Here is a 25,877-nt window from a genome sequence, read left to right as displayed (position 1 = left end):
AGAAGCAGATGCCAGTCCCGACGACGGGTGTGACCGAGCTCGTCATGGAAGTGCGTGATCTTGCGGCGTCCGAGCAGTTCTACACCGGCGTACTCGGCTTGCCGGTCGTAGGACGCTGGGAAGGAGAGGCGTTCCGAGGGCGGGAAGCCGTCTGGCTGCAGTCGGGAAGTCAGACCCGCATCGGTCTGTGGAAGCCGCAGATCGGCATCGCCGGCTCGCGCGGTGGCGTGCATGTTCACTTCGCGATGACTGTCGCGGAGGGTGACTACGACGCGGTCGTGGCCCAGATCCGTTCTCACGGGGTGCACGTCGACGAGGTCTACTTCGGCGACGATCCAACAGCGCCGGGTCAGCGCTCGGCCTACGTCACGGATCCCGACGGGCACGTCGTGGAGTTCTGGACGCGTGACGTCGCGACGCAGACGGCGGCAGGCCCTCCGCACGCCACGAGCCCGGACGTACACGGTGCCGATGGCTAGGAAAGGCGTTCCGTCGACCCGGCGGCGAGTGCCGCGGCGATGTTCTCCATTGCGTTCTTGACCAACGCGCCGTAAGGATCATCACCAAGTGCGTCACTGACCGACCGGGCCCGGGCGAGGAAAAAGGCGGCCCGCTCCGCATCGCCGAGGCGCCGGTGGTCGTCGGCGATGCTCAGGTAGAGCGACGGCATGAAGCTGCGGACCTGCAACGACTCGTCGAACTTCTGTGCGCGTTCGTCGGTCACCGCGGCAACGGCAGCCAACGCCCGTTCGTCCCACAGCAGCTCGCTGCGGTCGTCGTCCTGGACATCTGCCGTGAAGTGCGCGATCACGCAGCGGTGGAAGGCATCGCCGTCGTCCTCCCCGATCTCGGTCCAGAGCGCCTCGAGGGCAGCCCGAGCGGCCGCCCTGTCACCTGTGCGCCCACGCTCGACAGCCGCGTTCAGGCGAGCCATCACGTCGTCGTTCATCTGCGGCCCCTGTCTGACGGTTCGATCTGTTCAAGGGTCACACCTCAGGTAGGTCGAGAGTCAATGAGCACGGCCGGTGACAACACAGAACCGCCCGCTGACCGTGTCACTGCTGGTCAGCGGGCGGTTCTGTGAGTCGAGGCGAGGTGCCCCCGGTGGGATTCGAACCCACACTGGAACCCTTTTAAGGGGAGCCGCTCCCCCGGCGTGATCATGCCCCTGACCTGCCGCTACCCGGCCTCCAAGATCGCGCTGGCACGAAGTTTGGCGCGTATTCGGCACGCAGGCGGTCGGTCTGGCCTCCGGCGATCCACTGTCAACGCGAGCTTGACGCCCAGCCGCGGGACTGGACAGTCCGCTCGCCCCGGGTGCCTACTCCCCTCCGGCTCCCTCGTAGGTGCCGCTCTCCTCGTCGTGTCGGGTGGGTCAAGGGGGCCCGCAGGCATCGCGGAGCGACGGCAAAGCCGCCCTTGAGGCAGCCGGCGCGGCGTGGACGATCGAGGCAGAGGGAGCCACACGCGCAGGTCGTTCCGGATAGTGACTTGCCCCTCGTCAGTACGCTGCACCCATGACGGACAGCTCGGCGAGCGCCGGCAATAGTTATACCGACGCCGCAAGCAAATGTATCGATCTTTGGAATGAGCTAAGCTTTCCACTTGATATCTCGTCAACCTTCGAACGCAAGTTTCGCGTATGCTTTCCACTCTTGACACACGCGCTGAACCATGTTGAGACCGCATTGTCAGTTCGAGCTCGGCTACCGCTCGTCGCATCGAGCAGCAGTCGCGTTGCACTGGAATGTTCTGTGTCTGCTCAGTGGGTTCTACTTACACACGGCGGAGAGGATCAGCTCGTACGCGCAGCCGAGTACCAGTGGATCACCAGGGCGGTGAGTCTCTCGTCAGCGTTGGGACATCCACCGGAGCTAGCGGATGCCGTAGCAACGGAGCCAGCTCCAGGCGAGCTTCGAAGCTGGAGTATCACACAGATGTTCGATCGATTCAGCGACAAAGGACTCTTCTACGATCTGTACCGAGATCTCGCTCAAGCTATCCATCCGTCGTACGGGATGATTCAAGCCCATATTTCTTTAGCGCAAGATGCGTCTCCGACGCTCAATCGCGCGGGCAGCCTCAGAACACTTCATTCGACCGACCAGGCGTTGGGCCTCTCGGCCGTGCTGGCACTAGACGCCCTGGAGAGAATGCGCGTAGGGCGGCCAGACTTGGCGCGAGTCGAAGAAGTTGCACGACAGGCTGGCCTTCCGAATGATCTCGCGCTGAGCGACCAGCAGCCACACCTTCAACATCCGCCGACGTAAGAAGAGCACGTGTGACGAACGACGGATGACGGTCGGCCCCTGAGACAAGCGGCTGACCTCTTGGCGAAGGGGCCGGGTAGACCCGCCGGCCGTCCCGGGCCGGAGGTAGAGGGTTGGTCGGCGGGCCGGCGTGGCCGGCCCGCGCCGCCGGAGGCGGCGCCTTGATCTCATAGAGGCGGTTCGGCAGTACCGGCGTCGATGCATCTGTCTGATCCCGGCTGATGTTTGGCACTCAGGTCACCTGATACTTGACGTTCGGGCCTGAGATCGGCCTCTGATCTCCATCCTGGTTGGACGTGGTGGGGAGGCCGGGGATTGCCCTGGTGGACATGACCGCGGTCGAGCAGCGCTACCGCGCAGTCCTCGCCGTGCAACGCGGTGAGCAGAAGACCGACGTCGCGGCCCAGTTCGGAGTCTCGCGCCAGAGCGTGCACAACTGGTGCGTCCGCTACGCCGCCGACGGGCTGGCCGGGCTGATGGACCGCTCGCACCGGCCCGAGTCGTGCCCGCACCACACCACCGCAGAGATCGAGGTGTGGGTGTGTGAGCTGCGCCGAGAGCACCCAGGCGGGGTGCACACTGCATCGTCCACAAACTCGCCCGTCTCACCAACGCCCACGTCGCCCAGCACACGATCACCGTCGGCTTCGCCGACGGCGGACGCCGCAGCACCGACCAACCGGTCCGCAGCTGGAAAGCCCAGAAACCCCGCATACCCTCAGCTTCCTAGCCCGAACGTCAAAGATCAGCTGGGACTCAAACGTCAAACATCAGATGAGACCAAGACATGCGAGTCAGCCCAGATTGACCGTGTGATGTCCGGCATTCCGAGCGCTTCGGGTGAGAGCAGATTCCGAATACAGAGGGGTTCGACAAGGCCGTCCAGCTGGTCAACGGGGGCACCCTGTGCCGGCTGTGCCAGGCCTTGCTGGGTGGGTGATGCCTTCGTCATGGACCTTTGGGTCGAGCGTCAGTGCCCGCCTGCAGCCCAACCGCGCCACCGCCCGTGGGCAGCCTCGGCGCAGTGAACGCGTACCTCCTGAAGGTCTGCTCCTGGCGGTCGCGTGGTAGCCCCGGGGAGGTCGATGAGATGGTACATCAGTCGAGACAGCTCAAACGGCAACTGAGAGGCTCGATCGGGACGGCGGCGTTGCGTTAGCGTTCCACCCTTAGCAACTGCTTGATCACCTCCTGCTCGGGATGCCCTGTCTTACCGAGGGCATCTGTACGCGCCCTAAGCGCTTGCGTGAGTTCGACGTCTGAAACAACCTCTGCCATATAGGCAAGAACGAACGCGGCTCGACCGCGATGATCCAGATTACTGGTGGGATCGAGATTGACTATCGTATCGCGAATTTGACCCTTCTGGACGCTGTCAAGACGAATTTCGAGCTTACCGCGCCGAGTGAGACAGTTCTGACTAATCAGCCAGCAACTGAAGCCGCCATCCCGGCTGCCATCCCCCTTGAAGACAATATTGAGCGCGCGGTCGATCAGACGTTGCTTTAAAGGATTTGAGATCTCGGTGTTGTCCAGCATCCATGCCAAAGCCCAGGACGCGATGCTGGTCAAGTTGGAGGGGGTTTTCGCATCCGTGTATAGATCAATTACGTCGGATGTCAGTGATTCAACGACCTGGTTAATCTCCGCGATCGTTTGCTCAGTGTAAGCGACAAGATCATTTTGCGACCCGAGATATGCGAAAGATAGGAGTAAGCCGCATGCAGAAATCTGCAGGTAGAGATCGTTACCGTTCAGAAGCGAGCGAATCTGGCCAACTAGTTCGCCGGCCTCAAGCGTGCCGATTTGAAGGTCGTGTTCGAGGATTTGGCCGGCAACTGAAGCGTAGTCGAGTGAACCGGCTTTGTGTTCCAGAGCCCCGTGGCGCACAACATCGCGGAAGTCGGGTGCGAATTTTCCTGCTAGCAGGAGGCCGACGTACTGGTCATCGATGCCTTCAATCGCACCCAACTCCACACAAGTTGCGAATGCTTCTCGTGCGGTCTCCGGTCGACATGTGACCTCATCGACAAGGCACGATACAAGGACTCCGAGACAATCTTGCACTCTCTGCCACTTCTCGTCCACCACCTCCTCAGGGGAGTCATCGCTCTCTTCGCGAAGGACCTCGTCAGCGTACTCCAGGAGGCTCTGTATGACATCCGTACCTGATCGTCCCGATAAGACCGCCGCCAGTGGTATTACTTCCGTCCAGGACTCATCACCGTAGTGAGGAGAAAGACAAGACTTGGGGTCTGAGGTCGTGAGTTCGTTCGCGTTCCATCCTTTTACACACGCTAATGCCGTCAGGTACTCCTGGAAAGTGAGATGGCGAAACTCGAAGTTCTGTTGTAGGCGGCCAGCTTCTACCACTAGTCCTGCTTGAACGATGAGGCTGCTTCGAAGTTCGATCCTCTCAAGCAGTTCATTAGGGCTAAGCCGCGCGTAACCAAGTACATCAGGCATATCGTTGCGCGCTCTTCGGAGTAGGTCCGTCAATTGAGACGCCGACAAGCGCTGGAGTCCACTCGTAGTCATTTCGTACGCGACGTATGAAAGTTGGGGGAGTACTTCGTCGAGGTTGAGCGGTTCATGACCTTCTACGTTCCAGGTCATGAGAAGAACCTCAATCGCCTTATCGTATAGGACGGACCTCCGTCGAGGCAGGTCTCCTACCCAGCGCTCAACAAGGAGAAGCGTAGTCAACAATAGGGGACTCGACGCGAGAAGGCGAATTCTGTCGTTTCCCAGTATTTGTGCGGTCAGGGCATGACTGGAGCGGCTCTGTGAGCGCCGAGGAATGAGGCTGTCCCACCTCGAGACGAGCATTGAGATCGAACGGTCGTCCATGTCTGATAATCGATATCGCCCGCAATAGTCAGCTAGCGCCCCAGCGACAGGACGAAAACCAGGCTCGCGCGAGGTAAGGACAAGGTGATTTGTAGGATAGGTCGTTAGCAGATTCCTAAGATTTCGAACAAACGAGACTCTCTGGCCAGGTGACGCGATCTCGTCAAGTCCATCGACAAGTATAAGTGCTCGACCTCTACGCATCGCAGACATGACAATCGTCTTGAACTCAACTGCCGCCTCCGGTCGCCCGAATTGCTCCGGCAGGGAGGAGACCAAGTCCATGAAGGTCGCGCCCACAGCAGTGACGTCTCTGCATCGAAGCAGGATGGGAAGATAGTCTCCCGGGGGGAGGTCGGCACTATCTCGAAAGCTGTCGCGGACATTGGCATAGGAAAGTGCTATGCGATTCAACAAGGTTGACTTGCCCGAACCGGGCGCGCCGACCACGCTGATGTGACCTCCTACCTGTAATGCAGAGCCGATGCTGATTCTTTTCCCAGGAAGCTCGGTTGGTATCCGACCTGTTGTCGGATCGCCTAACTCCTTCTCGTCACGCCACACTTCAACGTATAGAGGTACGTAAAGTTGTACCAAGTCAACACCGGCGCTAACTTGAGTATCGGCAGGGAGTCCCTCATGTGTAACAGTTCCACATTCACTTCGGATGTACGTGAGGTACTCCTGCTCCAGGTCCTCTAGATTTGGCCCTGTTGGTTCGGCGGTGAACAAAGTGAGTCCGGCGTCGCCGGTGAGGGCTGCGGCCAAGGTTGACGCTTGAATCTCGGGCATTGAGTAACCATCAGCATGAATCAATGCATAAGCTGATCTAACATTGTCCAGATCAAAGTAGACTTGCCACACCCAGCCGTACTCTGTAGCAAGAAGCTGTCCGGACAGGGAGGCCTCGTACCGAGCGTCCGGAGACAGGGTAGAGGCGGTTGCTATTGCTCGCGGAAGCGGCACGATTATCTTGGCCGCCTCAAGCTCTGTCCTTATTTCCTGCTCGCCGAGGAGTGCGCACCTGTCGTTACCTAGTTCTGATTCCTGGGCCTTCGCTGAGTCGCGAAACCCGGAAAGGGAGATAAAGTACCCAGCGACCGGAAGCCCAGGAATTCGTCGTCGCTCTGCGTCCAGAACTCCAACAAACTTGTTGATGTCAGCGCCACCCACCCGTTGGTCCTGAGCTTTGCATTCGATCAGTGCGCGGCGCTTCTCTAGGCGATGATTGGCAAGTATATCCAATTCCCGGCCTGAACGGTGTAGATTGACCGACTCTATCTCGAAACCTATAGCATGGATCAAGTCGCTCATACGCTCGGTAAAGAGGTCACCTTTGCGGTTGACGTCGAAGGCGATGACCTTGATCACGCGTGGCCCTTCTGCTGGTTTGGTAGATCGAACTTTAATTGGCGGTCAAACACGTCGCTTAGTGAAGTGCTGCACGGGGACCAGGCGGTAGCCGCAGGCCTGCACGGCTGGCGTCGGAGGGATCGCTTGATCAGGAACCGAAGCTCTGAACCCGTCGGCGGCACCGGCACCTGCCTACTTGACCAGAGGAATCGCCACGATGGTCTTGCCGTCGTGCCGCTTGGCGCGTGGTTGGATCCGCGCGTCCGGATCTGAGTTGGCTTCCCAGTCGTGGATGCGCACGAGGACTTGTGCGAGCTGGTCGGAGTTTAGCTGCGCGAGAGCGGGCCAGTCCTCGCCGCGGCTTGCTTGATCAATGAACTCGGCGACGCCATCGGTGGCGAGTACTGCCCATGCGATCGCATCGCGTGGCACGGTGGCAGTCATGCCATGACGGGCTGCGATCGGGTCAGCCTCGGCTACCCAGTAGCCACCGCCGGTGTTGCGGAACGATCGTTGGGCGCGCTGCAACGTGGCCATTGCGGCCGAGTGCTCGTCGTCGTAGCCGTGGCCTGCGCGGAGGCGGGTGGTGTAGTGCTCGCGTTCAGACTGAGCAACCTTTGCCGGGCGATCGTCGGTAAGGCGGTGGATCGGCCCCGGCCGGGCGTAGTAGATCGGGCTGTGTCCGAGCGCGTACATGTCTACGGCATCGTTTCGGACGCGCAGGATGCATCGGTGCTGGATGGAGACCTGCCGGGTGTCAGTCGGAGTTGTTTGGCGGTGCGGCTGATGGCTGCGGCCACGACCCCCGCAGGGTCTACCTTCGAATGTTGGTCAAGCTGATCGGCGATGACGGATCCAAGAATCTCGGCGCAAGTACCGGGGTCGATGTCGACGGGCTCAAACGCCGTCGCGCCGTCCAGCATGATCACGGCGTTATCGGTGACGAACACACGGTCGGCATTGCTGCCGCCACCGGCGAGAGTCGCGGTGTGGACCTTCATCAGATCACCAGCGGTATCGGCCGGCGAGCAGCGCGCTGCCCACGACGGTGAGTCCGTCGAGTGGTGCAGCGCACGACCAGGCTGAACGAGGTGTTATCGGTCCGGCCATGCAGCTCGGCGAGATGGTGGGCGAGGTAGTGCACGACTCCACGTGATCCGGGGCTGTGAATGCCAGCAATGTGCACTATCATGCGGTCGCCGTCCACCCGCCAGAATAAGTAGCCGAGGTCCGCATCACCGGGGGATTGCACGGACATCGGAGACCCAAACCGCTCCCCCGTCGTCTTGTCCGCGATCCACCATCGTTCGTCCGCCCGACCATACCTAACCGGGGTCTGTGTCGAGCAGCTCGGCACCGATGGGGGCGGACTTGGGACCCCAGATCACCACTGCGTCGCCCCCGGGCACGGTCGTAGTGCTGGGCGGGATCGTGAACGGCTCCGCGGTCAGGGCGACGGTGCCAAGCAGGGTGTCGGCGGCATACTGGGTCGCCAGGTCGGCGGCATCCGACGTAGCTGCGCATCCGATCGTCGCTGCCCTCGCGCAGCGGCACGCCCACGCGGACGGGGCCGACGCCGAAGAACGCGCGTTCGCGGGCCGGCGCCCAGCTGCGGATCTGGATCACCCGGCCTTTGGTGATCCCGAGCGACCCGGCGTCGGCTACCTGTTCCGCGAGGGCGGCGTGGAAGTGCGGAGCGTGCGACGACGCGTGTGAGGACCTGACCGCGCCTGCGCACGTAATGACGTTCGGGGGCCAGGTGCATGTCAAGGGCACCCTCGGCGGTCCCGAGGAAGCTGGGCGCCATGTCGGGTACCTGACCAAGTACCTCACAAAGGACGTCGCCCACGCCGCCGGCCTCGCCGACGACGCCACCGACCGGCAACGCCGCCACCGGGACCGGCTCGTCGCGAACTCCGCAAGACACCCTGCTCGCCGCGCTGCTGGGTATGGTTGCTCTACGGGATCCAACCCAAGGGCGCCCGGCTCGCCACCATCCCCGGCCAGTGCAAGGGCAAGGCCCACAAGCCTGAGCACCTCGGCATCGCCGGACGCCGCGTCCTCGTCTCCCGCAAGTGGTCGGGCAAGACCCTCGACGACCACCGCGCCGGGCGCTCCGCGTTCGTTCGGCAACTGCTCCAGCGCGCCGGAGTCCGGCCCGGCTACGCCGTCGATGACGGTCGACGTTCTACGAGTGGCGGGCGAAGAAGGGGCGCCGCGGTGCATCAAGCTCCCGAACGGTGACCTGCAGAACGGCGGGCGGAGCTTGACCGGTGGCTCGACGCGCACGAGGACGCGGCCTGATGGAGACCAGCTACGACGTGCGGGTGTTCAAGGTCGACGTCTATGAGGGGACTAAGGCGACATCCCACACCGTCCGCTGGTCGGTGGCCGGCCGTCGCTGGCGAGAACCGTTTCGCACTGCGGCCCTGGCCGACGCTTTCCGCTCGGACCTGCTGCGGGCCTCTCGGCGTGGTGAGGGTTCGTCGTGGAGACTGGGCGGCCGGCGTCGATGGAGCGTGCCGAGCGCCAGGTCAACTGGCTGGTGTTCGCCCGCGAGTACGTGGCAATGAAGTGGCCGCACCTGGCGCCGAACTCGCGGCGGAACACCGCACGGGCCCTCACGAACGCCACATTTCCCTCATTGTCGGGACTCGTGGCCGCCCACCGGATTTTGAGCTGCGGAAGTCGAACCTCGCTCTGCCGGCTGAGGGCTGGGGCGAGTCGCCCGCACACAGCCGGACAACACAGAACCGCCCGCTGACTGTGTCACTGCTGGTCAGCGGGCGGTTCTGCGAGTCGAGGCGAGGTGCCCCCGGTGGGATTCGAACCCACACTGGAACCCTTTTAAGGGGCCTGCCTCTGCCGGTTGGGCTACGGGGGCGCACGCCCAGCGTACGGATCAGACCCCTGTGGGCACGTACCCGGTCACGCGCCCCGGAGGCCGGGTGAGACGGCCTCCTCCCCCTGGCCGGGGCCGGGGGGAGCGCCTGCCTGTTCCGCACCGGGCCGCGCTGCGGGCGGGGCCGGCGGGGCGGGTGCGGCGGGCAGTGAGGACGGGTCGCGGGCGACGCGGTCGAACTCCGCCTTCGGGTCGTTGATCTGGCCCAGGGCCACGACCTCCCGGCCCAGGAACAAGGCGCCGGTCCAGTCGAGGACGATGCGGACGCGCCGGTTCCAGGTGGGCATCCGGCTCACGTGGTAGGTGCGGTGCATGAACCAGGCGACGATTCCGCGCAGCTTGATGCCGTAGATCTCCGCAACGCCCTTGTACAGCCCGAGGCTCGCCACCGAACCGGCGTAGCTGTGCTTGTACGGCGTGAGCTGACGCCCCCGCAGGTGGGCCACGATGTTGTCGGCGAGCACCTTGGCCTGCCGCACCGCGTGCTGCGCCGACGGGCTGGTCTTGGCCTCCGGGTCGTCCTTCGACAGGTCGGGGACCGAGGCGCAGTCGCCGGCGCTGAACACCTCGGGCATGCCGACGACCTGGAGCATGGCCGTGCACTCGATACGGCCGCGGTTGTCGCGCGGCAGGTCGGTGTGCTCGAGCATGGGGTTGGGCTTGACGCCCGCGGTCCAGACGATCGTGTCGGCGTCGAACTCGTTGCCGTCGTCGAGGACGACGTGGCCGTCCACCATCGACTTGACGCGGGTGTCGAGGTTGACCTGGATACCGGCCTCGAGCAGGCGCTCCACCGTGTAGCGACCCATCTTGGGCCCTACCTCGGGCATGATCCGGTTGGCGGCTTCGACGAGAACCCAGCGCAGGTCCTCCGGCGTGATGTTCTCGTAGTAGCGGGTGGCGTAGCGGGCCATGTCCTGCAGCTCGGCGAGGGCCTCGATGCCGGCGTAGCCGCCGCCCACCACCAGGAACGTGAGGAAGCGCTCGCGTAGCTGCGGGTCGAGCGTGGTGGCCGCGGCGTCGAGCCGGGACAGCACGTGGTTGCGCAGGTAGATGGCCTCACCGACGGTCTTGAACGCGATGCCGACATCGGCCAGACCCGGGACCGGGAGCGTGCGGGCCACCGAGCCGGGGGCCACGACCAGGACGTCGTAGCCGACCGTGGTCATGTTGCCTGCGGCAAGCTCGGCGGTGACCTCACGCGTTGCGTGGTTGATGCGGGTGACTCGGCCGGTGAGGTGGTGACACTTCCTCAGCACCTTGCGCAGCGGCACCACGACGTGCCTCGGCTCGATGGATCCGGCCGAGGCTTCGGGCAGGAACGGCTGGTACGTCATGTGTGACTGCGGGTCGATCACCGTCACTTCGGCTTCCCCCCGGCGCAGCTTCTTCTGCAGCCGCAGGGCTGTGTACATGCCGACGTAGCCGCCGCCTACCACGACGATCCTCGTGTTGCGCGCCATGAGCCCATGCTCCCACTCTCACGGCGCCTTTACCGCCCGAGTGCGCGTGACGAGGGCAACCCACCCTCAAACGTAATACCTGCAGCGTGTGCGGCGCGCCGCAGCACGTCCTCCAGCATGGCCGGAGTGAGCTTGCCGGTGAACGTGTTCTGCTGGCTGACGTGGTAGCTGCCGAACAGGTGCAGCGGCCCCCGCTCGCCCGCCAGCTCGACGTGGACCCCGTGCCCGAACCGCGGCCGCGGACGCGGCACCTGCCAGCCGGCCCCGGCCAGTACCGGCAGCAACGCCTGCCACCCGAACGCCCCCAGCACCACCGCCGCGCGCGGGCGCAGCAGCGCCAGCTCGGCACGCAGCCACGCGCCGCAGGTGTCGCGCTCGGCCGGGGTCGGCTTGTTGTCCGGCGGCGCGCAGTGCACCGGTGCGGTGATCCGGGTGTGGAACAGCTCGAGGCCGTCACCGCGATGCACGGCCGTCGGCTGGTTCGCGAGCCCGACCGCGTGCAGGGCCGCGAACAGGACGTCGCCGGACCGGTCGCCGGTGAACATGCGGCCGGTGCGGTTGCCGCCGTGGGCGGCCGGCGCGAGCCCCACCACCAGCAGCGATGCGTCCGCGGGACCGAGCCCGGGCACCGGACGGCCCCAGTACTCCTCGTCGCGGTACGCGGCGCGCTTCTCCCTGGCCACGAGCTCCCGCCAGGCCACCAGCCGGGGGCAGGCCCGGCAGTCGACCAGCGCCGCGTCGAGGTGATCTAGGGTCGGAAACGTGTCCGAGGAGAGCGCACCGGAGAAGCCCGCACCGCCCGTCGACGACCTCGTCACCACGTCCCACACGTTACGCACGCCTGCGGGTGAGCTGGTCTACACGGCGACCGCCGGGCGGATCGTGCTGCGTCACGAGAAGCACACCGACGGCCGGTTCGACGGGCACGAACCGCACGCCGAGGTCTTCGTCGTCACCTACACCCTCGACGGCGCCGACCCGGCCACCCGCCCCGTCACGATCGCCTTCAACGGCGGCCCCGGGTCGTCCAGCGTGTGGCTGCACCTCGGGCTGTTGGGGCCGCGGCGCGTCGTGATGGGTGACGCGGGCGCGCTCACCCCACCCCCGTGGGGCCTCACCGACAACCAGGAGTCGCTGCTCGCGCACTCCGACCTCGTCTTCGTCGACCCCGTCTCCACCGGCTACTCCCGCGCGGTCACCGGCGGCAAGCCGGAGGACTTCCACGGCTACGCCTCCGACGTCGAGACGATCGGGGAGGTGGTCCGGCTGTGGGTCACCCGCAACGAGCGGTGGCTCTCGCCGAAGTACCTCGCCGGGGAGTCCTACGGCACGCTGCGCGCCGCCGCGCTCGCCCAGCACCTGCAGGACCGGCACGGCATGTACCTCAACGGCCTGATGCTGATCTCCAGCGTGCTGGACATGGGGTCGATCCGCTTCACCGAGGGCAACGACCGGCCCTTCCCGCTCTTCCTGCCCACCTACGCGGCGATCGCCCACCACCACGGACTGCACCCGGGACGTGAGCTTCGGGAGGTGCTCGCCGACGCCGAGGAGTTCGCCGCGGGTGAGTACCCGGCGGCGCTCGCCAGTGGCGCCCGGCTCCCCGCGGAGGACCTCGACCGGGTGGCGGGGAGACTCGCCACGCTGACCGGTCTCGACGAGGGCTACGTGCGCCGCGTGCGGCTGCGGATCGAGCACCACCGGTTCTTCCGGGAGCTGCTGCGCACCTCGGGCCGCACCGTGGGCCGCATCGACGGCCGGTTCACCGGCTGGGAGGACGACGGCGGCGGCGAGCGGCCCAGCTACGACCCGTCCATCGCCGCGATCACCGGGCCGTACACGGCGGCGCTCAACTCGCACGTCCGCAGCAGCCTCGGCTACGCCAGCGACCTGCCCTACGAGGTGCTGAGCGGACGGGTGCAGCCGTGGTCGTACAAGGAGTTCGAGGGCCGCGGGGTGTCGGTCGTCGGGAAGCTCTCCGCGGCCATGCGCGCCAACCCCCACCTGCGCGTGCACGTGGCCTGCGGCTACCACGACGGCGCCACCCCGTACGCCGCTGCCGAGCAGGTGCTCGCCCAGCTGCCGATCCCCGATGAGCTGCGGGACCGCATCGAGGTCCGGTACTACGAGGCCGGCCACATGATGTACGTGCACGAGCCCTCGAGGCTGGCCCAGTCGGCCGACCTGGCGGCGTTCGTGACGGAGAACCGGTAGCGCGCGGCGGGGATCAGGCGATCGAGCGCGCGATCCCGTCGAGGATGTCGTGCTCGCTCACCACGAGCTCGGTGACACCGGCGCGGTCGGCGAGCTCACGGGCCAGCGCGTCGACGATGAGGGCCCCGGCGCCGATCACGTCGATCCGGCCGGGGTGGATGGCACGGTGGGCCTTGCGCTCCTCGCGGGACATGCCCAGCAGCTCGGCGGCCACCCGGTGCAGGTCTTCGGTCGCGAGCCGGGAGTGGTGCACCGCCTCGGGGTCGTACTCCTCCAGGCGGAGCGCCACGGCCGACAGCGTGGTGACGGTGCCCGCGACACCGACCCACGTGCGCACGCCCTCCACCGGCACGGCGGCGAACGCCTCGTCGAGGATGCCGGTGGTCACCCGGCGGGCCTCCGCCACCTCGTCCTCGGACGGCGGGTCGCCCTGCAGGCACCGCTCGGTGAGGCGCACGCTCCCCACGTCGACCGAGCGGGCGGCCTGCACGGTGGCCTTCCCGTCCTCCAGCGTGCCGACGACGAGCTCGGTGGAGCCGCCGCCCACGTCGACCACGACGAACGGGCCGTCGCCGGGATCGAGGTCACCCACCGCCCCGACGAACGACAGGTTCGCCTCCTCGTCGCCCGAGATCACCTCGGCCTCGACGCCGAGCGTGTCGCGGACCATCGCGAAGAACGCCTCGCGGTTGCGGGCGTCGCGCGATGCGCTGGTGGCGACCATCCGCACCCGCTCGGCGCCCTCGCGGCGCACCACCTCCGCGTAGTCGACCAGCGCCGCGTGGGTGCGCTCCAGCGCCTCGGGAGCGAACTCCCCGGTGGCGTCGACGCCCTGCCCGAGCCGGACGATCCGCATCTCGCGGTGCACGTCGCGCTGCTCGGTGGCGCCGTCCTCACCGGTCGTGATGTCGGCGACGAGCAGGCGGATCGAGTTCGTCCCGCAGTCGATGGCGGCCACGCGCGACATGCACCCTCCAAGGTCGGATCGGGGAATGCGCCAACCGTACGCGGGCGGGTGCCGGGAGTTCAGGAAAGCCACTTTGCTGCCCGCAGAGGGCCTGAAAGTGGCTTTCCTGAACCTCCGGGGTGGCCCCCCGGCTAGCCTCGGGTCGTGGTCGACCAGTTGAGTGCCTTTGCGCCGTTCGTCGGGGCCGTCGGCAGCGAGACTCACCGCGTCTCGAACCAGCCGCCTCCCCTGGCCGGTCACGACCCGCTGGCCTGCGATCCCGCCCTCATCGACGCCGTCGGCCGGGAGGGTGCGCAGGACGCACTGCCGGACCTCGGACGGCTGGGCGCGCTGATCACCTCGCCGGAGGCGCAGGACAACGCGCGGCTGGCCAACGTGCACGAGCCCGTGCTGCGCACCCACGACCGGTACGGCCACCGGATCGACGAGGTGGAGTTCCACCCGTCGTGGCACTGGCTGCTCCGCACCGCGGTCGGGGCGGGGTTGCACGCCACCCCGTGGGCCGCGGAGCCCGGCACGGGCGCCCACGTGCGGCGGGCGGCCGGCTTCTACCTGATGAGCCAGCTCGAGTCCGGGCACGGCTGCCCGGTCTCGATGACCTACGCCGCGGTCCCCGCGCTGCGCCACGACCCCGCGCTCGCGGCGGTGTACGAGCCGGGCCTGCTCTCCACGTCGTACGAGTTCGGGCTCGCCGAGCCCGGGACGAAGGCGGGGCTGCTGGCCGGCATGTCCATGACCGAGAAGCAGGGCGGCTCCGACGTCCGCGCGGGCACCACGGCGGCCACGCCCGCGCCGGACGGGACCTACCGCCTCGTCGGCCACAAGTGGTTCACCTCCGCACCGATGAACGACCTGTTCCTCACGCTCGCCCAGGCCCCCGGCGGGCTCACCTGCTTCGTGCTGCCCCGCGTGCTCCCCGACGGCACCCGCAACGCGATCCGGCTCCAGCGGCTCAAGGACAAGCTCGGCAACCGGTCCAACGCCTCGGCCGAGATCGAGTACACCGGAGCGACGGGCTGGCGCCTCGGCGACGAGGGACGGGGCGTCGCCACGATCATCGACATGGTCTCGATGACCCGCCTCGACTGCGTGCTCGGCTCCGCCGCCCTCACCCGGGCCGCCCTGACGGAGGCGGCGCACCACGTGGCCCACCGCAGCGCGTTCGGGTCCCGGCTCGCCGACGCCCCGCTGATGCAGGCCGTGGTCGCGGACCTCGCGCTGGAGTCCGAGGCCGCCACCGCGCTCGCCCTGCGGCTCGCCGGCGCCGTCGACCGTGGTGAGCGCTCCCTGCTCCGGCTCGCGCTCCCGGCGTCGAAGTACCTGGTGTGCAAGCGGGCGCCAGCCGTGGTGGCCGAGGCGCTGGAGTGCCTCGGCGGCAACGGCTACGTCGAGGAGTCGGCGCTGCCGCGGCTCTACCGGGAGGCCCCGCTCAACTCGATCTGGGAGGGCTCGGGCAACGTCACCGCGCTCGACGTGCTGCGCGCCGTGACCCGTTCCCCCGGCTCCGTGGACGCGGTGCTGGCGGAGGTGGACGCGGCCGCAGGAGCCGACACCCGCTTCGACCGCGGCGTCCGGGAGCTGCGCTCCGAGCTGCAGGGGCGCGACGAGCGACGGGCCCGGCGCCTCGCCGAGCTGCTCGCCCTGTGCCTGCAGGGAGCACTCCTGCTGCGGTACGCGCCCGACGAGGTCTCGTCGGCGTTCGTCGCCTCGCGCTTCGGCTCCGACGGTCCGTGGCGCACGGCGGGCACCCTGCCGCCCGACGTGCCCGCGGCGGCCCTCCTGGAGCGGGTCACCCCCCGCTGAGGCGGCTCAGCCGTCGGTGGCCTGCGGCCGGGCGCAGGGGCCCGCGTGCCACCACTCGCCCAGCTCCGCGAGCGCCTCGTCGCCGAACGGGTTGACGCCGGGACCGGCAGCCAGTGCGTGCGCGACGCACACGTGCAGGCACTTCACCCGGCTCGGCATGCCGCCCGCGCTGACGTCCGTGCCCAGCGGCTCGATCGCGTCCCGTTCGGCGAGGTAGGCGTCGTGGGCGCGCTGGTAGGCCGCGGCGAGCTCGGGGTCATCGGCCAGCCGCTCGGTCATCTCGCGCATCCGGCCGTCGGCCTCGAGGCCGCCGATCCGGGAGTTCAGCCGGGAGCACGTCAGGTAGTACAGCGTGGGGAACGGGGTGCCGTCCTCCAGGCGGGGAGCGGTCTGCACCACCGACGGGAGCCCGCAGGGGCAGCGGTGGGCCACCCCGCGGACGGCGCGGGGGGCGCGGCCCAGCTGCGCGGCCACCGCGGCCGCGTCGGCGGTGTCGATTCCGGGGCTGATTCCGCGCGTCTCCGGACTCGGCGTCATCGGGAGCCCTCCAAGGTCTCGCGCCACAGGTTCCGGTACCACGGCTCGCCGCCGTCGTCGGCCCCCGACCCGTCGTCGTCCGGCCCGGTCGGGAGCTGCACGACGTAGGGCACCTCTCCCGGGGTGACGTAGCCGAGCCTGGTCCTGGCCTGTGCCTCGACCTCGGCCGGGTCCGACAGGCGCGCCCGCTGCCTGGTGAGCTCGTCGACCTCCGCGGCGAGCGCCTGCTGCTGCTTCGAGACCGCAGCCAGCTCCTGGCGCTGGGCCACGTAGTTGCGCAGCGGGACCGACACGGTGAGCGCCAGCGCACAGATCACCAGGGCCAGCACGGCGGCGCGCCGCGTGGAGGACACCCCGAGCATCCCGGTGGTGGCGGCCACGACACCGCGCGTGCGGGTCAGCCGGTTGAGCTTCGGCTCGCGGCTCCGGCGGCGCGACGCCCCGGTGCCCGACCGGCGTGGCGCCGGTGGCGTCCGGGGCGTCCGCTCGCCCCGGACCCTGGTCCGTTCCTCTGCCACCACGCCGCCTCAGGCCCCGCGCGCGAGCGACTCGCGCACGGGAAGGGGGCGACCAGCTGGCACGTCAGGCTCCTGACTCCGCCACCGTGAACCGGGGGAAGGCGAGGTCGCCGGCGTAGCGGGCGGCGTCGCCCAGTGCCTCCTCGATGCGCAGCAGCTGGTTGTACTTCGCCACGCGCTCCGAGCGCGCCGGGGCCCCGGACTTGATCTGCCCGCATCCGGTGGCGACGGCCAGGTCGGCGATGGTGACGTCCTCGGTCTCGCCCGAACGGTGGCTCATCATGCAGCGGTAGCCCGAGGAGTGCGCGAGCGTGACGGCGTCGAGGGTCTCCGACAGCGTGCCGATCTGGTTGACCTTCACCAGCAGCGCGTTGGCCGCGCGGCGGCTGATGCCCTCGTCGAGCCGCTCCGGGTTGGTGACGAACAGGTCGTCGCCCACGAGCTGGACCTTGTCGCCGAGAGCCTCGGTGAGCGCCACCCACCCGTCCCAGTCGTCCTCCGACAGCGGGTCCTCGATGGACACCAGCGGATAGGCGTCGACCAGTTCGGAGTAGACGGCGGAAAGCTCCTGTGAGGACAGCTTCCGGCCCTCGTAGGAGTAGACGCCCTCGCTGTGGAACTCGGTGGCCGCCACGTCGAGGGCGAGCGCGATGTCCCGGCCGAGCGTGTAGCCCGTCTTCTCCACCGCTTCGGCGATGAGGTCCAGCGCCGCACGGGTGCCGGGCAGGTCGGGCGCGAAGCCGCCCTCGTCGCCCAGACCGGTGGCCAGGCCCTTGCCCTTCAGCACCGACTTGAGCGCCTGGTAGACCTCCGCGCCCCAGCGCACTGCCTCGCGGAACGAGTCGGCGCCGACCGGCGCGATCATGAACTCCTGCACGTCGACGGAGCTGTCGGCGTGGGCGCCACCGTTGATGATGTTCATCATCGGCACCGGGAGCACGTGGGCGTTCGGGCCGCCGACATAGCGGAACAGCTCGAGACCCGACGACTCCGCCGCGGCCTTCGCCACGGCGAGGGACACCCCGAGCAGTGCGTTGGCCCCGAGGCGGGACTTGTCCGGCGTGCCGTCGAGGTCGACCAGGCGCTGGTCGACGAGGCGCTGGTCGATGGCCTCCATGCCGGTGAGCTCCGGCCCGATCTCGTCGAGCACCGCCGCGACGGCCTTCTCGACACCCTTGCCGCCGAAGCGCAGCGGGTCGCCGTCGCGCAGCTCCACCGCCTCGTGCTCACCCGTGGACGCGCCCGACGGAACGGCGGCGCGCGCCAGCGTCCCGTCGTCCAGCGCGACCTCGACCTCCACCGTCGGGTTGCCCCGCGAGTCGAGGATCTCCCGCGCGCCGACCTGCTCGATGACCGCCACCAGTGCTCCCGTCCGGGCTCGTTATGACGCCAGTTCGCGCTCAGCCGGGGCTGGGCGCCGTGTCCGGTGGCTCAGCGTAGTCGCCGCCCCTTCTCCACCGGCGCAGGAACTCGCCACCGGTCGCCCGGGTCCTCGATAGTTTGCCGCCACGACCCGTGTCAACCCCTCGCAGATCGCGTCCCGTCCACCTAACGTAGGGACGACCATGACGAGCCAGCCCGCGTCCGACGGCCTGTTCGAACAGTTCCGCCGGGCAGAGATGTTGATCGCCAGGAGCCGTCCGCTCGACGCGCTGCAGGCGCTCGGCCCCGTGCTCGAGAGCCAGCCCAACGACGTGTCCGTCCAGCTCCTCGCCGGGCGCGCCTACCTCAACTCGGCCCAGCTGCACCGCGCCGAGGAGGCCTTCGCCCGCGTGCTCGACCTGGATCCGTCCGACCACTACGCGCGCTTCGCGCTCGGCAAGGCGCTGCACCGGCAGGGACGGCTCGCCGAGGCGCAGGCCCAGCTCAAGATGGCGGCGGCCATGGACCCGCGCCCGGAGTACCAGGAGGCGCTGGGAGAGGTGCTGGCCCGCATCGCGGTGGAGGGCGCGGAACCGGCCTGACCCGAGCCGGCTCACGCCTCGAACAGTCCGCTGCCCCAGTAGTCCCCGTTGCGCGTCACGCCGGGCGGGCACGCGAACAGGCCCGACGCGACGTGCTGGATGTACTCGTTGAGCGCGTCGCTCGACCCGAGCTTGCGCTGCAGCGTCACGAACGTCGCCGGGTCGGACTGGAAGCTGATGAAGAACAGGCCCGCTTCGAGATCGCCCGTGGTGGGGTCGATCCCGTCGTTGAACGAGTACCCGCGGCGCAGGATCCGCAGGCCGTTGTTGTTCTCGAACGCGGCGAGCCGGATGTGGGCGTTGTCGGCGATCACGGGGGTGCCGTCGGGGCCGGTCGCGCCGAAGTCGGGGGTGTCGAACTCGGCGGTGCCGGTGAGCGGGGCCCCGGCCGACTTCGTGCGTCCGAACACCTCCTGCTGGTCGGACAGGTAGTCGCGGTCCCAGTTCTCGACGAACATCCGGATGCGCCGGGCCACGAGGTAGGTGCCACCGCGCATCCACGCCTGGTCCGCCCCGTTGCCGACCCACACGTGCTGGTCGAGCGCGGCGGTGTCGTCGCCCCGGATGTTGCGGGTGCCGTCCTTGAACCCCATCAGGTTGCGCGGCGTGGACTGGCCCGCGCCGGTCGTGGAGGTGCGGCCGAAGCCGAGCTGGGTCCACCGGTTGACCACGGTGCCGCGGCCGAGCCTGGCCAGGCTGCGGATCGCGTGGAACGCCACCTGCGGGTCGTCGGCACACGCCTGCACGGCGATGTCCCCGTTGCTCCTGGAGCCGTCGAGCAGCTCGCCCGGCAGCGCGGGCAACGGCTGCAGCGCCGCGGGACGCCGGGAGGCGAGCCCGAACCGGTCGTCGAACATCGACGGCCCGAACCCGATCGTCATGGTCAGCCGGGACGGCGTCAGCCCGTCGGCCTCGCCGGAGTCGGCGGGGGGGACATCGGGCGTCGCCGAGCTGCCCGGCACGGGCGCGCCCTGGGCCATCGCCGCGGCCGCCGTCGTCCAGCTCTGCAGCATCGAGACCAGGTCGTCGCGGTCGGGGGTGGTGACGTCGAACGCCGCGAACGCGAGCTGATTCTGGACGTCGGTGCTGATGCCGGCCTGGTGCTCGCCCTGGAAGGCCACCACGGGTGCCGCAGGCGCCGCGGGCGCCGCTGCGGCGATCGACGTGCCCGCGACGGCGAGACCGGCACCCGCCACTCCCGCACCGGCAAGACTGCCGAGGAAGCGGCGCCGGGACAGTTCAGCCATGCCTCAGACCACCTTTCCGGCCACCTGCGACAGCGGCTCGGCCAATGCGTTGACCGCGTCGGCGAGCTGGCGCCGCTGGTCGGGCGGGACGGTGCTGTAGTCGACGTAGCCGTTGCCCTGCCGGTACTTCGCGAGGCCGGAGGTGACGTCGGTGAAGCGCGCCTCGAGCTGCTGCGCGAGCTGGGGGTCCTTCGCCGTCAGCGCGGGCTGGAGCAGCTCGAAGGCCTTGCGGGCGCCTGCGATGTTGGCCGCGAAGTCCCAGAGGTCGGTGTGCGAGTAGCGGTCCTCCTCGCCGGTGACCTTCGACGTGGAGACCTCGTCGAGCAGGTCGCTGGCGCCGTTGGCCAGCTGCGCGGGCTGGTAGGTGGCGGTCGCGACGTTCTTCTGCAGCGTGGCGACGTCGGCGTCGAGCTTGTTCGCGATGGGTGTCATCCCGGACAGCGAGTTGTCGGCCCAGAGCGCCTTCTCGATCCGGTGGAACCCGGTCCACTTGGTCGGGTCGGCGACGTCGTTGATCCTGGCGTCGATGTCGGGGTCGAGGTTGCCGAAGCTCTCGGCGACCGGCTCGATGCTCTCGTAGTGCGTGCGGGCAGGCGCGTAGAGCGACTTCGCCTTGGGGATGTCGCCCGCCCGGACCGCGTCGTCGAACTCCTTCGTCGCCGGCACCAGCGCGGCGACCTCGGAGACGACGTAGTCGTGGTACTGCTGCGTCGCCTTCGTGAGCGAGGTGTCGGCGGGGGCCGTCGGAGGCGCGGCCGCGCCCGTCACGGTGAACGTCCAGGTGTCCTGCGCCGCGCCGGGGCAGTACACGGTGTACGAGCCGGCATCGAGGCGGAGGGAGAAGTCGCCGTTCAGGCCCTCGGTGATGTTCTCCTTCTCCCCGAGGATCCGGCCGTTGCTCTGCAGCTCGGCCTCGGTCACCTTGGCCGTGCCGGAGTTGGTGACCGTGAAGGTCACCGGGCCCGCCGCCACCGTCTCGGGCGTCGGCCGGCAGCCGCCGTCGGACAGCGCGACCTGTACCCCCGCGTTCGGGCCGCCGGGGGCGGCGGCGCCACCCCCGGATCCTCCGCAGGCCGCGGCCAGCAGGCCCACCGACAACGCTGCGAGTACAGCTCCCGGTAGGCGGGGACGGAACGATGTGGAGGACATACCAAACCTTCGCTTGAACGTGGGGGACGAGCAGGGAGCGCCCAGGTCAGGGCTCAGCCGCGGCTCGGCTCGGGTGCGGGCTGCGGTTCCGCCGCGGACCGGCGCGTGGGCCGCCGCTGCGGCCACAGCACGTAGGCGAGCAGGGGCACGGCGTAGAGCACCCAGACGAGCACCTCGACGACCGTGGGGAACGGCTGGATCCCGAGCACGCCGGTGACCAGCGAGGAGATGGGCGTACCGGGCTGCACGAGCACGGACAGGTCCGCCGCGCGCTGCTGCCCGATGTCGAGCCAGCCCGCCTCGTGGGCGGTGTGCGCGGCCGTCATGAGCAGGCCCGCCGCCACGATGACGAGCACCGCACCGGTGACCCGGAAGAACCGGGCGAGGTTGAGCCGGAGACCTCCGCGGTAGATGCCGTAGCCCAGCGCGACCGCGACGAGCACCCCGATGAGGGCGCCGCCGCCGGCCTCCAGCGGGGAGGTGCTGGCCTGGAAGGCGGCCAGCAGGAACACGACGGTCTCGAAGCCCTCCCGGAGCACGGCGAGGAACGCCATTCCGACCAGTGCGCCTGCCGAGCCCCGGGCCAGCGCCGCGGTGGCGGACGTCTCGAGCTCCAGGCGCATCGAGCGGGCGTGCCGCCGCATCCAGATGATCATGTAGGTGACCATGGCGACGGCGAACAGGCCGATGAGCGTCTCGAGGCCCTCCTGCCCCGCCTGGGGCAGGTCGGCGGTGACGAGCTCGAGCACCACGCCGACGGCCAGGCAGATGACGACGGCGGCACCCACCCCCAGCCACACCTGGCGCAGCGCGTCGCGGCGGCCCTGGTTGGCCAGGAAACCGGCGATGATGCCGACGATGAGAGCGGCTTCGAGACCCTCCCGAAGGCCGATCACAAAGGTCGCGAGCACAGCGTCGACCCACTTTCGTAAAGGCGTGCGGAACGGAGATCAGGGTTACCTATCTCGAACCCAAGTTAGGTTTCCCTGAGCTGGGTGTCAACGCGAGAACAATTCCGGGCCATTCTTCACAAATACACAGCTGAGCCCAGGTTTGGATCATTCGGACGGCAGTCGCCGGGCTCCCCCGCCGCCCGCAGGCGAGAGCCGGTCCGCCGGCGCCTCGGACCACCCCACCAACCGGCCAGGTCGAGCCGAGCAGTTGATCTTCACGGCGTAACGATCGCGCATCGCAGAGCGCCCTGAACCCACCCGAAACGTGCAACTCGGACAGGTGAGGGCGGTTGGCGCAGCTCACACCCGGCTGCCCCTTTCCTCCCCAGGTTCGCTGAGGCTACCCTCGGTCCGATTCTGGCGAGCCTGACCTAATACGCCGTGCGGAGAAGGGAATCCCATTGCTCGGAAATGCCCTCATCGGCCTTCGGGAAGGCCTCGAGGCAGCTCTGGTGGTGAGCATTCTCGTCGCATTCCTGGTGCGCACCGGACGGCGCTCCGAACTGCCGAAGGTGTGGCTCGGGGTCGCTGTCGCCGTCGTGGTGAGCGGCGGCGTCACGCTTGCATTGACCCTCACTCAGCAGGCACTCACGTTCGAGGCACAGGAAGCATTCGGCGGGGGACTGTCGATCATCGCCGTCGGGTTCGTCACCTGGATGATCTTCTGGATGCGCCGCGCGGCCCGCTCCATCTCGGCCGATCTGCGCGGACGCCTGGAGGACGCGATCCGGATGGGACCCGCCGCCGTGGTCGTCATGGCCGCGCTGGCCGTGGGCCGGGAAGGCCTCGAGACGGCGGTGTTCTTCTTCGCCGCGGCCCAGGCCGCAGGCGAGACCACCGAGCCGCTCATCGGGTTCCTGCTCGGGATCGCCGTGGCGATCGTGCTCGCGTACCTCATCTACCGCGGCGCCGTGACATTGAACATGGCCAGGTTCTTCACCGTCACCGGCATCCTGCTGATCTTCGTGGCCGTCGGGATCCTGGCCTACGGCGTGCACGACCTGCAGGAGGCCGCCATCCTCCCGGGGCTGACCACCCTGGCCTTCGACGTCAGCGCCGCCGTTCCGCCGGACTCCTGGTACGGCACCCTCCTCAAGGGCGTCTTCAACTTCTCCCCGCAGACCACCGTGCTCGAGGCGATCGTGTGGGTCGCGTACGTGGCCGTCGTTCTCACCCTGTTCCTGCTGCCCCAGCGCAGCGCCCGGCCCGCCGCGGCGGCCACCAGCCCGTCGTGACCGCTCTCCACCCCGATCGTCTAGGAGCATGATGTCCCGCAGAGTCCGCGCCGGGATCCCCACCGCCGCGCTGGCCGTGGCCGCCCTCGCCGGCTGCACCAGCACGGCACCGGCCACGAACGCCGGCGCCGCGGGCGGCCCCATCGCCGTCCGGGCCGCCGACGACGCCTGCGAGGTCGGCGCCACCGAGGCGCCCGCCGGGAAGATCACCTTCACGGTGAACAACACCGGCAGCAAGGTCACCGAGTTCTACCTCCTCGGCACCGGCGACCGGATCATGGGTGAGGTCGAGAACGTCGGTCCCGGCCTCACGCGCCAGCTCATCGTCGAGGTGCCCGACGGCGGCACGTACACCACCGCGTGCAAGCCGGGGATGGTCGGCGACGGCATCCGGGGACCCTTCACCGTCACCGGCACGGCCGCGCGCTCCGTCGACGAGAACACCAAGCTCGCCGAGGCCACCGCCGGCTACCACCGCTACGTCACCTCGCAGATCGAGGCGCTGGTGCCGAAGACGCAGGAGTTCGTCGACGCCGTGAAGCGGCAGGACGTCGAGGGCGCCAAGGCGCTCTTCCCGGTCTCGCGCACCTACTGGGAGCGCATCGAGCCGGTGGCGGAGTCGTTCGGGGACATCGACCCCAAGATCGACGGCCGTGAGGACGACGAACGCGACCCCGGCGTCGCGTTCACCGGGTACCACCGCCTGGAGAAGGACCTCTGGGTCGACGGCCTGCAGCCCGACTCGGCGGCGATCGCCGACCGGTTGCTGGCGGACATCAAGGACCTGCAGAGCCGCGTGAGCACCGTCGAGCTCACACCCGTGCAGCTGGCCAACGGCGCGAAGGAACTGCTCGACGAGGTGGCCACCGGGAAGATCACCGGTGAGGAGGACCGCTACTCGCACACCGACCTGTGGGACTTCAAGGCCAACGTCGAGGGCTCGCAGGCCGCGGTCGCCGCGCTGCGTCCGGTGCTCGACGACAAGGACCCGACCCTCGGCCCGACGCTCGACGAGCGCTTCGCCGCGGTCGACACGCTGCTGGAGGGCTACCGCGCAGGCGACGGGTACGTGCTCTACACCCGGCTCACCCCGGACGACACGCGGAAGATGGCCGAGGCCGTCGACGCGCTCGGGGAGCCGGTGAGCCAGGTCGCCGGGGTCGTCACGTCGTGACACCGATATCCCGACGGCGGCTGCTGGGCTGGACGGGCGCGGGCGCCGCGCTGGCCGGCGTCGGCGCCGCCACCGGCTTCGCGGTCGGCTCGGCGGGGTCGGCCGCGGACTCCCCGCCCCGTCCGGGGGTGGTGCCCTTCCGCGGCGCGCACCAGGCCGGGATCGTCACGCCTGCCCAGGACCGGCTGCACTTCGTCGCCCTCGACGTCACCACCGGCGACCGCGAGCGGCTGCGGTCGCTGCTGCAGAAGTGGACCACCGCGGCGGAGCGGATGACGGCGGGCGCCGAGGCGGCGCCGGGTGGTGCGGTCAACCTCAACCCGCAGGCGCCCCCGGCCGACACCGGTGAGGCGCTCGGGCTGCCCGCGTCGTCCCTGACCCTGACGTTCGGCGTGGGCGCGTCGCTGTTCGAGAAGGACGGCGTCGACCGCTTCGGGCTGGCTGGCCGGCGCCCGGCGGGGCTCGCGGAGCTGCCGGGCTTCACCCGGGACCAGATCGACCCCGCGCTGTCCGGCGGTGACCTGTGCATCCAGGCGTGTGCCGACGACCCGCAGGTGGCGGTACACGCGGTGCGCAACCTCGTCCGGATGGGCTTCGGCACCACCACGGTGCGCTGGTCGCAGCTGGGGTTCGGGCGCACCTCGTCGACCTCCACGGAGCAGGCCACGGCCCGCAACCTGTTCGGTTTCAAGGACGGCACCAGGAACCTCAAGGCCGAGGACCCCACCGACCTCGAACGGCAGCTGTGGGTGCAGCCGGGCGACGGCCCCGCGTGGCTCGACGGCGGTACCTACCTGGTGGCCCGCCGGATCCGCATGCACATCGAGATCTGGGACCGCACGTCGCTGGCCGAGCAGGAAGTGATCATCGGCCGGACCAAGGGCGAGGGTGCTCCACTGGGAGCCACCGCGGAGTTCGACCCCATCGACTTCGCCGCGACCGGCACCGACGGCAAGCCCCGGATCCCGGTGGACGCGCACATCCGTCTCGCGTCGGCGGAGTCGCTGGGCGGGGTGAAGATCCTGCGGCGGGGCTACAACTTCGTCGACGGCAGCGACGGTCAGGGACACCTCAACGCCGGCCTGTTCTTCCTCGCGTTCATGCGCGACCCGCACAGCCAGTTCGTGCCGATGCAGCGGGCGCTGGCCAAGTCCGACGTGCTGATGGAGTACATCGAGCACACGAGCTCAGCGGTGTTCGCCTGCCCCGCGGGCCTCGCCGAGGGGGACTACTGGGGCCAGCACCTGCTGGAGGTCTGACCGGCGGATGGCGGCGGCG

General features: G+C 68.6%; 20 protein-coding genes, 1 tRNA gene and 2 pseudogenes. 9 read left to right on the top strand and 14 right to left on the bottom strand.

The features are described 5' to 3' along the window. Positions 1-8 precede the first annotated feature (8 nt). The gene (locus ACQPZA_RS04030; RefSeq protein ID WP_433278474.1) at positions 9-479 is read left to right on the top strand and encodes a VOC family protein; all 471 of its coding nucleotides are present in this window, start codon (positions 9-11) and stop codon (positions 477-479) included. Here ACQPZA_RS04030 and ACQPZA_RS04025 read toward each other — a convergent pair. Further along, the gene (locus ACQPZA_RS04025) at positions 476-949 is read right to left on the bottom strand and encodes a hypothetical protein (RefSeq protein WP_433278472.1); all 474 of its coding nucleotides are present in this window, start codon (positions 947-949) and stop codon (positions 476-478) included. The genes ACQPZA_RS04030 and ACQPZA_RS04025 overlap by 4 nt on opposite strands. A 1,650-nt stretch (positions 950-2,599) precedes the next feature. Between ACQPZA_RS04025 and ACQPZA_RS04020 the strand changes: the two are divergent. After that, a pseudogene (locus tag ACQPZA_RS04020) lies at positions 2,600-2,836 on the top strand (helix-turn-helix domain-containing protein); the annotation flags it as partial. A gap of 589 nt (positions 2,837-3,425) precedes the next feature. Here ACQPZA_RS04020 and ACQPZA_RS04015 read toward each other — a convergent pair. The 3 genes from ACQPZA_RS04015 to ACQPZA_RS04005 all read right to left on the bottom strand — a co-directional run bounded on the left by ACQPZA_RS04015 (position 3,426) and on the right by ACQPZA_RS04005 (position 7,474). Beyond that, a complete protein-coding gene (locus ACQPZA_RS04015; RefSeq protein WP_433278470.1) occupies positions 3,426-6,491 on the bottom strand; it encodes an NACHT domain-containing protein in 3,066 nt (1,021 codons plus the stop codon). Between the two features lie 174 nt (positions 6,492-6,665). After that, positions 6,666-7,169 (bottom strand): hypothetical protein, encoded by a 504-nt coding sequence (locus tag ACQPZA_RS04010; protein WP_433278468.1) that lies wholly within the window; start codon positions 7,167-7,169, stop codon positions 6,666-6,668. A gap of 2 nt (positions 7,170-7,171) precedes the next feature. Beyond that, positions 7,172-7,474: a hypothetical protein gene (locus ACQPZA_RS04005; RefSeq protein ID WP_433278466.1), complete on the bottom strand. Its 303-nt coding sequence runs from the start codon at positions 7,472-7,474 to the stop codon at positions 7,172-7,174. Between the two features lie 740 nt (positions 7,475-8,214). On the opposite strand from ACQPZA_RS04005, the pseudogene ACQPZA_RS04000 reads away from it, so the two are divergent. Continuing rightward, positions 8,215-8,717: pseudogene (locus ACQPZA_RS04000) on the top strand (replication initiator). A 566-nt stretch (positions 8,718-9,283) separates the two neighbouring features. Here the strand turns inward: ACQPZA_RS04000 and ACQPZA_RS03995 are convergent. From ACQPZA_RS03995 to ACQPZA_RS03985, 3 genes are all read right to left on the bottom strand, one after another. Beyond that, a tRNA-Leu gene (locus tag ACQPZA_RS03995) sits at positions 9,284-9,357 on the bottom strand. Between the two features lie 44 nt (positions 9,358-9,401). Continuing rightward, the gene (locus ACQPZA_RS03990; RefSeq protein WP_169396482.1) at positions 9,402-10,838 is read right to left on the bottom strand and encodes an NAD(P)/FAD-dependent oxidoreductase; all 1,437 of its coding nucleotides are present in this window, start codon (positions 10,836-10,838) and stop codon (positions 9,402-9,404) included. A 29-nt stretch (positions 10,839-10,867) separates the two neighbouring features. Further along, positions 10,868-11,539: a uracil-DNA glycosylase gene (locus ACQPZA_RS03985; protein WP_433278464.1), complete on the bottom strand. Its 672-nt coding sequence runs from the start codon at positions 11,537-11,539 to the stop codon at positions 10,868-10,870. 61 nt (positions 11,540-11,600) lie between these two features. Here ACQPZA_RS03985 and ACQPZA_RS03980 point away from each other — a divergent pair, with 61 nt between their 5' ends. Next, positions 11,601-13,052: a S10 family peptidase gene (locus tag ACQPZA_RS03980; protein WP_433278462.1), complete on the top strand. Its 1,452-nt coding sequence runs from the start codon at positions 11,601-11,603 to the stop codon at positions 13,050-13,052. Between the two features lie 13 nt (positions 13,053-13,065). On the opposite strand, the gene ACQPZA_RS03975 is transcribed toward ACQPZA_RS03980, so the two are convergent. Continuing rightward, the gene (locus ACQPZA_RS03975; RefSeq protein ID WP_433278460.1) at positions 13,066-14,019 is read right to left on the bottom strand and encodes an exopolyphosphatase; all 954 of its coding nucleotides are present in this window, start codon (positions 14,017-14,019) and stop codon (positions 13,066-13,068) included. Positions 14,020-14,163: 144 nt separating this feature from the next. On the opposite strand from ACQPZA_RS03975, the gene ACQPZA_RS03970 reads away from it, so the two are divergent. Beyond that, positions 14,164-15,822, top strand: coding sequence for an acyl-CoA dehydrogenase family protein (locus ACQPZA_RS03970; protein WP_433278458.1), 1,659 nt, complete (start codon positions 14,164-14,166; stop codon positions 15,820-15,822). A gap of 6 nt (positions 15,823-15,828) precedes the next feature. On the opposite strand, the gene ACQPZA_RS03965 is transcribed toward ACQPZA_RS03970, so the two are convergent. The 3 genes from ACQPZA_RS03965 to eno form a co-directional block, all read right to left on the bottom strand. Next, positions 15,829-16,359, bottom strand: coding sequence for a DUF501 domain-containing protein (locus tag ACQPZA_RS03965; protein WP_433278456.1), 531 nt, complete (start codon positions 16,357-16,359; stop codon positions 15,829-15,831). After that, on the bottom strand, positions 16,356-16,877 hold the full coding sequence (locus ACQPZA_RS03960) for an FtsB family cell division protein (protein ID WP_433278455.1): 522 nt from the start codon (positions 16,875-16,877) through the stop codon (positions 16,356-16,358). The genes ACQPZA_RS03965 and ACQPZA_RS03960 overlap by 4 nt, the downstream gene beginning before the upstream one ends. 64 nt (positions 16,878-16,941) lie before the next feature. Then, complete coding sequence (eno, locus tag ACQPZA_RS03955) at positions 16,942-18,237, bottom strand: phosphopyruvate hydratase (protein WP_433278453.1); 1,296 nt, start codon at positions 18,235-18,237, stop codon at positions 16,942-16,944. Between the two features lie 205 nt (positions 18,238-18,442). On the opposite strand from eno, the gene ACQPZA_RS03950 reads away from it, so the two are divergent. Further along, complete coding sequence (locus tag ACQPZA_RS03950; protein ID WP_169396487.1) at positions 18,443-18,841, top strand: tetratricopeptide repeat protein; 399 nt, start codon at positions 18,443-18,445, stop codon at positions 18,839-18,841. Between the two features lie 11 nt (positions 18,842-18,852). Here ACQPZA_RS03950 and efeB (ACQPZA_RS03945) read toward each other — a convergent pair whose 3' ends face one another. From efeB (ACQPZA_RS03945) to efeU (ACQPZA_RS03935), 3 genes are read right to left on the bottom strand one after another with little or no spacing between them, the layout of a single operon-like run. After that, a complete protein-coding gene (gene efeB / locus ACQPZA_RS03945; RefSeq protein ID WP_169396488.1) occupies positions 18,853-20,088 on the bottom strand; it encodes an iron uptake transporter deferrochelatase/peroxidase subunit in 1,236 nt (411 codons plus the stop codon). 3 nt (positions 20,089-20,091) lie between these two features. Beyond that, positions 20,092-21,237, bottom strand: a complete 1,146-nt coding sequence (gene efeO, locus ACQPZA_RS03940; protein WP_433278450.1) for an iron uptake system protein EfeO — start codon at positions 21,235-21,237, stop codon at positions 20,092-20,094. Between the two features lie 53 nt (positions 21,238-21,290). Continuing rightward, positions 21,291-22,148, bottom strand: coding sequence for an iron uptake transporter permease EfeU (efeU, locus tag ACQPZA_RS03935; protein ID WP_433278448.1), 858 nt, complete (start codon positions 22,146-22,148; stop codon positions 21,291-21,293). A gap of 443 nt (positions 22,149-22,591) precedes the next feature. On the opposite strand from efeU (ACQPZA_RS03935), the gene efeU (ACQPZA_RS03930) reads away from it, so the two are divergent. The 3 genes from efeU (ACQPZA_RS03930) to efeB (ACQPZA_RS03920) are packed head-to-tail and all read left to right on the top strand — an operon-like array spanning position 22,592 to position 25,858. Beyond that, positions 22,592-23,425, top strand: coding sequence for an iron uptake transporter permease EfeU (efeU, locus tag ACQPZA_RS03930; RefSeq protein WP_433278446.1), 834 nt, complete (start codon positions 22,592-22,594; stop codon positions 23,423-23,425). 31 nt (positions 23,426-23,456) lie between these two features. Beyond that, positions 23,457-24,599, top strand: coding sequence for an iron uptake system protein EfeO (efeO, locus tag ACQPZA_RS03925; RefSeq protein ID WP_433282670.1), 1,143 nt, complete (start codon positions 23,457-23,459; stop codon positions 24,597-24,599). Continuing rightward, complete coding sequence (gene efeB, locus ACQPZA_RS03920) at positions 24,596-25,858, top strand: iron uptake transporter deferrochelatase/peroxidase subunit (protein ID WP_433278444.1); 1,263 nt, start codon at positions 24,596-24,598, stop codon at positions 25,856-25,858. The genes efeO (ACQPZA_RS03925) and efeB (ACQPZA_RS03920) overlap by 4 nt, the downstream gene beginning before the upstream one ends. The last annotated feature ends 19 nt before the right edge of the window (positions 25,859-25,877 follow it).

Source organism: Pseudonocardia xinjiangensis, from assembly GCF_050948425.1.
Lineage (GTDB): Bacteria > Actinomycetota > Actinomycetes > Mycobacteriales > Pseudonocardiaceae > Pseudonocardia > Pseudonocardia xinjiangensis.
Note: the sequence above shows the minus strand (reverse complement) of the source record. Positions and strands in the feature narration are given on the sequence as shown.

Coding starts and splice junctions, on each gene's coding strand:
- ACQPZA_RS04030 (WP_433278474.1), top strand. CDS start 9: ATGCCAGTCCCGACGACGGGTGTGACCGAGCTCGTCATGGAAGTGCGT.
- ACQPZA_RS04025 (WP_433278472.1), bottom strand. CDS start 949: ATGAACGACGACGTGATGGCTCGCCTGAACGCGGCTGTCGAGCGTGGG.
- ACQPZA_RS04010 (WP_433278468.1), bottom strand. CDS start 7,169: ATGTACGCGCTCGGACACAGCCCGATCTACTACGCCCGGCCGGGGCCG.
- ACQPZA_RS04005 (WP_433278466.1), bottom strand. CDS start 7,474: ATGAAGGTCCACACCGCGACTCTCGCCGGTGGCGGCAGCAATGCCGAC.
- ACQPZA_RS03990 (WP_169396482.1), bottom strand. CDS start 10,838: ATGGCGCGCAACACGAGGATCGTCGTGGTAGGCGGCGGCTACGTCGGC.
- ACQPZA_RS03975 (WP_433278460.1), bottom strand. CDS start 14,019: ATGTCGCGCGTGGCCGCCATCGACTGCGGGACGAACTCGATCCGCCTG.
- ACQPZA_RS03965 (WP_433278456.1), bottom strand. CDS start 16,359: ATGACGCCGAGTCCGGAGACGCGCGGAATCAGCCCCGGAATCGACACC.
- ACQPZA_RS03950 (WP_169396487.1), top strand. CDS start 18,443: ATGACGAGCCAGCCCGCGTCCGACGGCCTGTTCGAACAGTTCCGCCGG.
- efeB (WP_169396488.1), bottom strand. CDS start 20,088: ATGGCTGAACTGTCCCGGCGCCGCTTCCTCGGCAGTCTTGCCGGTGCG.
- efeO (WP_433278450.1), bottom strand. CDS start 21,237: ATGTCCTCCACATCGTTCCGTCCCCGCCTACCGGGAGCTGTACTCGCA.
- efeO (WP_433282670.1), top strand. CDS start 23,457: ATGTCCCGCAGAGTCCGCGCCGGGATCCCCACCGCCGCGCTGGCCGTG.